This window comes from Longimicrobium sp. (genome assembly GCF_036399935.1).
In the GTDB taxonomy this organism is placed as follows: Bacteria; Gemmatimonadota; Gemmatimonadetes; order Longimicrobiales; family Longimicrobiaceae; genus Longimicrobium.
On record NZ_DASWMD010000076.1, the window covers coordinates 99,308 to 106,269 of the forward strand.

The 6,962-nt window shown below is 68.9% G+C and carries 6 protein-coding genes; 4 read left to right on the forward strand and 2 right to left on the reverse strand.

Annotated elements, in window-relative coordinates; translation table 11 throughout:
• Positions 1–23: 23 nt before the first annotated feature.
• Complete coding sequence (locus VGB24_RS23665) at positions 24–1,937, reverse strand: ABC-F family ATP-binding cassette domain-containing protein (protein WP_331075399.1); 1,914 nt, start codon at positions 1,935–1,937, stop codon at positions 24–26.
• A 173-nt stretch (positions 1,938–2,110) separates the two neighbouring features.
• Between VGB24_RS23665 and VGB24_RS23670 the strand changes: the two genes are divergently transcribed.
• Positions 2,111–2,401, forward strand: a complete 291-nt coding sequence (locus VGB24_RS23670) for a hypothetical protein (protein ID WP_331075400.1) — start codon at positions 2,111–2,113, stop codon at positions 2,399–2,401.
• Between the two features lie 985 nt (positions 2,402–3,386).
• On the opposite strand, the gene VGB24_RS23675 is transcribed toward VGB24_RS23670, so the two are convergent.
• Positions 3,387–4,103 (reverse strand): hypothetical protein, encoded by a 717-nt coding sequence (locus tag VGB24_RS23675; RefSeq protein ID WP_331075401.1) that lies wholly within the window; start codon positions 4,101–4,103, stop codon positions 3,387–3,389.
• A gap of 215 nt (positions 4,104–4,318) precedes the next feature.
• Between VGB24_RS23675 and VGB24_RS23680 the strand changes: the two genes are divergently transcribed.
• The 3 genes from VGB24_RS23680 (at position 4,319) to VGB24_RS23690 (ending at position 6,845) form a co-directional block, all read left to right on the forward strand.
• A complete protein-coding gene (locus tag VGB24_RS23680) occupies positions 4,319–4,993 on the forward strand; it encodes a uracil-DNA glycosylase (protein WP_331075402.1) in 675 nt (224 codons plus the stop codon).
• Positions 4,994–5,467: 474 nt separating this feature from the next.
• On the forward strand, positions 5,468–5,839 hold the full coding sequence (locus VGB24_RS23685) for a hypothetical protein (RefSeq protein ID WP_331075403.1): 372 nt from the start codon (positions 5,468–5,470) through the stop codon (positions 5,837–5,839).
• A gap of 232 nt (positions 5,840–6,071) precedes the next feature.
• On the forward strand, positions 6,072–6,845 hold the full coding sequence (locus VGB24_RS23690) for a TonB family protein (RefSeq protein ID WP_331075404.1): 774 nt from the start codon (positions 6,072–6,074) through the stop codon (positions 6,843–6,845).
• Positions 6,846–6,962: the final 117 nt, after the last annotated feature.

The following is a 6,962-nucleotide window of genomic DNA, read 5'->3' on the forward strand; positions in this document are numbered from 1 at the left end:
CAGCGCGAAGCCCACCGGAACGCCTACGTCCCCGCCTCCTCCAACTCCGACCAGCGGGCGTAGAGCGCATCCACGGCCTCACCGGCCTCCTTGAACGCCGCCGTGACGCGCGCCACCTCGTCGGCGGGGCCGGCGTAGAGCGCGGGATCGGCCAGGCGCGCGGAGAGTTCTTCCTTGCGCGCCTCGGCCGCGGTGATGGCGGCCTCCATCCCATCCAGCTCCTTCTTTTCCTTGTAGCTCAGCTTGCGCCCGCCGTCGTCCTTCTTGGCGGGGGCGGCGGACGTCGCGGCCTTGCGCGCGGTCGTCTGGGCGGTGGCGGCTTCGGCCTCCTTCTGCTCCTTCAGACGGCGGTACAGGTCGTAGTTGCCCTCGTGCCGGTGAAGCACGCCGTTGCCCTCGAAGACGATCAGCCCCGTCGCCACCTTGTCCAGAAAGAAGCGGTCGTGCGTCACCATCAGCACGCACCCGCCGTAATCCGCCAGCACCGACTCCAGCACCTGCAGCGTCACCAGGTCCAGGTCGTTGGTGGGCTCGTCCAGGATCAGCAGGTTGGCGTCCAGCAGGAACAGGCGCGCAAGCAGCAGCCGGTTGCGCTCGCCGCCGGAGAGCGAGCGCACCACCTGGCGCTGCTTCTCGGGCGGAAACAGGAAGGTTTCCAGGTAGCTGCGCAGGTGCGTGCGCTGGCCGCCCACCATCACCCAGTCGCTGTCGGCGGCCGCCTCGTAGATGGAGTGGTCGGGATTGAGTTCTTCGCGCCGCTGGTCGAAGTAGGCGAAACGCGTGTTCTTGCCCACCTCCACCTCGCCGGCATCGGGCGGCTCCTGCCCCAGGATGATGCGCAGCAGCGTGGTCTTCCCCGCCCCGTTCGGCCCGATGATGCCGATGCGCTCGCCCGCCTGCAGCATGCCGCTGAAGCCGCGGATCAGCGTCCGCTCGCCGAACGACTTGGCGATTCCGTGCAGGTTCAGCACGGTGCGGCCCAGCCGCGGCGCCTCGTTCAGGTTGATCTCCACGGCCTCGCGGTTGGGCATCCGCTTTTCCTTCTGCTCCTTCTCCAGCCCGCCCAGCCGCCCGATGCGCGCCTTCTGCTTGCCCGTGCGCGCCGATGGCGAGCGGCGCACCCAAGCCAGCTCCTGCGCGATCAGCTTCTTGCGCTTCTCCTCCTCCACGGACGCGCGCTCCATCCGCTCGGCCTTGGCCTCCAGGTACTCGGTGTACCCGCCGGGATAGCCCGTAAGCTCGCCCGTGGACACCTCCAGCATCCGCGTGACCACGCGGTCCAGGAAGTAGCGGTCGTGGGTGATGAGCAGCACCGCGCCGGGATACTCCTGCAGGTGCTCCTCCAGCCAGGCGGTGGTGTCGGCATCCAGGTGGTTGGTGGGTTCGTCCAGCAGCAGCAGCTCCGGCTGCTGAAGAAGCACGCGAGCCAGCGCCACGCGCTTCCGCTCGCCGCCGGACAGCCCCTCCACCGGCCGCTCCCAGTGCGCCACGTCCAGCTTGGTGAGGATGGCCTCCATCCGGTGCTCGTAGTCCCACCCGCCCAGCGCGTCGATGCGACCCGCCGCGCGCTCCTGCCGCGCCAGCAGCCGGTCGACGTCGCCCTCCCCGGCCGTGAGCGCCTGGGCCACCGCGTGGTACTCGCCGATGGCGTCCAGCAGCTCGGGCTTGCCCCCCGCGACGGCGGACAGGATGGTGGCACCTGGGTCGAACTCGGGCTCCTGCGACAGGTAGCCGGCGCGGATGCCCCGCTGGAACGCGAGCGTGCCGCCCTCGTGCCCCTCGAGGCCGGCCACGATGCGGAACAGGGTGCTCTTCCCCGACCCGTTGACGCCGATGAAGCCCACCTTGTCGCCCTCGTCCACCGCGAACGAAACGCCGTCGAAGACGACCCGGGTGCCGTAGCTCTTCTTGAGACTCTGGACGTTGAGGACGTTCATTTCCGATTCACGTGCGGTGACTGAAGATGCGCGCGGCAACCTACGAGTACACCGCAGAAAACAGAAGGCCTCACGCAGGCGGCGGAACGGAGGCCCATGCACCGGCGTAAGGGAACATCCGACGGGCACGAGGGATGCGCATCCCGGTGCCAACCCGTCCCCCGACACGCGTGGTGCCGATGCTTCTGTGGACGTTCTTCATCTTCGTCGCCTTCATCTCCAAGCTGCTGCTTGCGATCGCGATGTGCTACCTGATCTTTCCCTCGGAGCGCACCTGCGACGAGTGCGACGCGGAGACGCTTCCCGTGCGGATGGGGGTGGGCGGGCGGACGCTGCAGAAGCTGCTGATGGGAAAGCTCCAGCGCCGCTGGTGCCCGCGCTGTGGATGGGAGGGCCTGACGCGCACCTCCGACGCCGACGTGGTACCGGCGAACGCCCTGGTAGCGCAAAAGCTCTCATCCTGATGGCCAGGTAATGGGAGTATCGGCGGCCACGAGGCCCAAGAGCGGGTGAACCCGCCGCTGGGAACGCGGAAAGCCCCGACTCGGGCCGCTGTCGCGTCCCGCTCGGGGCTTCACCTGCACGCACTCCACACCCGCCGAAGCGCATCCTGTCATCCCGAGGAAGCGGCCCCACCGAACCCGCCCGTACGCCGAAGATAGCAGCGACGAGGGATCCGCCACACAGCATTCGAAGCGCACGCGAACCTCAGTGTGCGCCGTCCCCCTGAGCGGGTGAACCCGCTCGGAAGGCGGAAAGCCCCGACTCGGCCGCTGTCGCGTCCCGCTCGGGGCTTCACCAGCACGCACACCACACCAGCCGGAGCGCATCTGTCATCCCGGGGAAGCGGCCCCACCGAACCGGCCCGTACGCCGAAGATAGCAGCGACGAGGGATCCGCCACACACCCGATCGAAACGCACGCGAGCCTCAGAGTGCACCGTCCCCTGAGCGGGTGAACCCGCCGCTCGAAATGCGGAAAGCCCCGACTCGGGCAGCTGTCGCGTCCCGCTCGGGGCTTCACCTGCACGCACGCGACACCTGCCGAAGCGCGGTCGAATTCTCCCCTCTCCCGCTTGCGGGAGAGGGGCCGGGGGAGAGGGCAGCCGGGGAATGCGCCGGCCTCCGTCGAAACGCCACGGGCGAGCGAGGCCGAGTCCCACATCTCCGTCACCGCTGCCGCGCCCAAGCTATTACGTGCCCCAGGCTAGATCCTTCGCCCCGCGAGGAATGGTGTACGGGCCGGTACGGTGCGCCTGGGGCTCAGGATGACAGTGTGTGCGGAGAGGGCGGGTGTGAAGCACCACACTAGCCCCCTTCCCCCGCAGTTTGCGGGGGAAGGGCTGGGGATGGGGGCGCCCGGGGCACCCACCAAGTCCAGCCGAAGCCACGATCGAAGTTCCCCCCTCTCCGCACGCAGTTTGTGCGGGGAGGGGCCGGGGGAGGGGCCTCAGCGCCAGCCGCTCTGCCGCTGGAAGTCGTCGCTCACCTGGCGCAGCAGCCGCTCGATGGCATCTTGCGACTGCGGAAAGAACAGTGTGTCCGACAGCGAGTTGAGCGCCGAGCGCACGTCGCGAAAGCGGTCGGCGGCGCGCACGAACAGGTCGCCGACGCCGTGGCGCAGCGCCAGGTCGCTCCCCGCCGCCATCCGGAACCCCGCCGCCCCCATCTCGTCGTAGTACGACATGGGCGGCGCGCCCCGGCGCTGCACCCGGTGCGCGATGTAGTCGGGAAACACGCCTCCCAGCCACAGGGCAAAGTTGCCCAGGTGCACGCGCAGCAAGAACTCGCGCTCCCCCCGCGCCCGCTCCAGCGCCCCCAGGATGTCGGTCAGGTAGAAGAACGGCTCGCCCTCCCCCCCGTCCACGCGGTGCGCCTTGCCCGCCATGGCGAACTCCAGCAGCACCGCCGCGGTGTAGTCCGCCAGCTGCCGATCCTGGATTTCGCGCTGCATCAGCGCGTGGCGCACCATCACGTAGAACAGCAGCGGAGCCGGCACGGCGCTCACGCCCTTGCTGCGCACCAGCGCGCGCAGCACACCGGTGTCGTCCAGCAGCGCGTCCAGCCCCTGCTCGCGCAGCCGTTCCTCCCCACCCGTACCGACCAGCGAGGTGAGCAATTCCGCCTCGCGCCTGCCGAACGATGCTCGTACGTTGGGCCTGATCATCCATGCCTCCAGCGAAACGTGTGGTCTTCGCCGTACTGCCCGGCGGCCCGACAAGTTCCATGTGGGCCGCCCCGGCGCCGGGGATATCTCCCAAGTTGCATGCGGAGTGCCGGAACGTCCAGAATCATGATGAGCCCAGCCCCGGCCTCACGATTGCATCCCGCGGATGGAGTGCACGCCGTTCACTTCCGCGCCCCAATCGCGAGATCCGGCCGATGAATCCGACGCTTCCGCCGTCGTGGCGGTCCCCCCTGGCAGCCGAGCTGGAGAAGCCCTACTTCCAGAAGCTGCACGCGTTCGTGAGCGAGGAGCGAAGCCGCGCGACCGTCTTTCCGCCGGAAGGCCGGGAGTTCACGGCGCTGGAGCTGACGCCGTACGACGCGGTGAAGGTGCTGATCCTGGGACAGGACCCGTACCACGGCGCAGGCCAGGCGCACGGGCTGGCGTTCTCCGTCCTTCCCGGCGTGCGCCCTCCCCCGTCGCTGGCCAACATCTTCAAGGAGTTGAAGGCCGAGATGGAATGCCCGGTGCCCCGCAGCGGCTACCTGGTTCCCTGGGCCGAGCAGGGCGTGCTGCTGCTGAACGCGGTACTGACGGTGCGCGAGGGCGAGCCCAACTCGCACAAGGGCAAAGGATGGGAAACGTTCACGGACGCGGTCATCCGCGCGGTGGCGGCTCGTGAAGACCCCGTCGTATTCGTGCTGTGGGGCGGGTACGCGGCTAAGAAGGAGACGCTGATCGGCCCGCCGCACTACGTCCACAAGTCCGCGCACCCGTCGCCGCTTTCGGCCAAGCGGGGCTTTTTCGGAAGCACACCGTTCACCATCATCAACCGCGAACTGCAGCGCGCCGGGAAGACCCCGGTCGACTGGTGCATCTCCGACGCCTAACGGGCGGATGGGCCCAGCTTTCGCGCACGCCTCAGGCGTCCCCCATCCCCAACCCTTCCCCCGCAAACTGCGCGGGCGAAGGGAGCCAGTGCCGTGCGTACCCCGGAGCCCGGGTGTGAATCAGGGCAGAGCCGCGAAATCTGTCATCCTGAGCCCCAGGTGCGCCGTACCAGCCCGCACACCCTGCCTCGCGGGGCGAAGGATCTGGCATGGGGCACTTCCAAGCCGGGGCGCGGCAGCGGTCACCCGTGCAGCGGCCGCGACCGTCGAGGCGTTTCGATCACTCCGGCGCACGCCCCGGGCTGCCCTCTCCCCCGGCCCCTCTCCCGCAAGCGGGAGAGGGGAGAATTCGATCGCGCTGCGGCAGGTGCTGAGCCCCTTGTGCGCCGAACGCCAGTCGCTTCAATGTAGCTGGTCGGTTGTTTGCCCATGCTTCATACCGCTTCTCGTCCATCAGTTCGTGAGTAAAACACGATGCGCTACCTCCTTCCTTGGTCCATCAAGAGCGCCCTGAACCGCGGCCGGCCTGTTGAGCAATTCCTCGGCGGCTTCGAGCACGATGGATCCCCGGCGTTGCGCTGGCTCACGCTCCAGCCGGAGGACGGGGGTGTGACGCTGCTCCTTTACGAGAGCTACGATGAGGGCGGAGAGGATTCCCTCGACCTGTACGATTTCTCCGAAGTAGACGGAGAGCAAGGCGATCCCGCGGCCGAGCACTCGTGCGCCACGCTGGAAGAGGCGCTTACGCTCGCGCGGACCGAGTACGGAGCCAATCCAGATCGCTGGGTGAACGAAGGCGTCATTCAGGACGAGTACCGGGACTATATCGCTCGCGGGAGACGCTGAGGCCGAGAGTCGCGCGTGTGCACCCAACGCGGGTCAGCGGCTGATCGTCATCTGCCCCGCAGCCGGTCAGAATGCCGAACGATCGTTCGTTGCGTATGTGGAAGGGCACGGAGCGGGGACGGAACTCCCGCCCGCCGGCGACGTACGACGGCACAGGCGCCGACACGATCGCCCTCGCCCCCCGCGACCCAGCGGCCGAGAGGCCCACCGCTCCACGCGCAGGAGGTGCCGCATGTTCCAGATCCTGGTTCGGGAAAAGAAGCGCCGGGCGATCAGCCCCCTGTTCCTCGCGGTCTCGGCCGCCGCCCACGTCATCATCTTCGGCGGGGTGATGTACGCCGCCTCGGGCAAGGCGGAGGAGCCTCGCTGGGTAATCGGCCCTGAGGTTGAGCTCCCGCCGATTCCGGAGAAGGAAAAGGAGCCGGCCACAGTGGATCCGCCCCCGCCTGCCCCGGACACGCCGGATCAGCCCGCGGCCGATGCCCCGGTGATCGGCGAGACGGTGGTGCTGCAGCCTCCGACGGATATTCCGCCGGTCATCAGCCCGCCGCGAGCAAACGAATCGCCCATCACGACCGACATGGTGACGGGCATCGGCAAGCCGGGCGACGTGATCGGCACGCCGGACCCGGCGGACGTCCGCCCCCCCACGGGCAACACCGACCCGGGCACGCCGGTGAAGCCGGCGGACTGGGTTCCGGGCGAGGGCGATGTCGACGAGCTGCCCTCACTGGACCGCAACGGGCTGGCCCGCCTGATGGAGCGCAACTATCCCCCGCAGCTGCGCGATGCGCGGGTCAGCGGCCGCGCCGTGGTCGAGGTGATCGTGGACGAGGACGGGCGGGTGCGTCCGGGGTCGGCAAGGGTGATCGAGACGTCGCACCCGGGCTTCGAGAGCGCTACGCTGCGCGCCGCGGAGCGGTTCCGGTTCCGCCCCGCGAAGATCGCCGGGATGGTGGTGCCGGTGAAAGTGGCCATCCCCATCGTCTGGACGACCAGCGACTGAGCAGCCGCCGCACCGGAACACGAGGGGCCCCGGAACTCATCCGGGGCCCCTCGCCGCATTTCGCACTTCCGCACTCACGCACTCACGCACTCACGCACTCACGCACTCACGCACTCG

Excerpts from the sequence above, each read along its gene's own strand:
- VGB24_RS23680 (WP_331075402.1), top strand. The coding sequence starts at position 4,319 with ATGAATCCGACGCTTCCGCCGTCGTGGCGGTCCCCCCTGGCAGCCGAG.
- VGB24_RS23675 (WP_331075401.1), bottom strand. The coding sequence starts at position 4,103 with ATGATCAGGCCCAACGTACGAGCATCGTTCGGCAGGCGCGAGGCGGAA.
- VGB24_RS23665 (WP_331075399.1), bottom strand. The coding sequence starts at position 1,937 with ATGAACGTCCTCAACGTCCAGAGTCTCAAGAAGAGCTACGGCACCCGG.
- VGB24_RS23690 (WP_331075404.1), top strand. The coding sequence starts at position 6,072 with ATGTTCCAGATCCTGGTTCGGGAAAAGAAGCGCCGGGCGATCAGCCCC.
- VGB24_RS23685 (WP_331075403.1), top strand. The coding sequence starts at position 5,468 with ATGCGCTACCTCCTTCCTTGGTCCATCAAGAGCGCCCTGAACCGCGGC.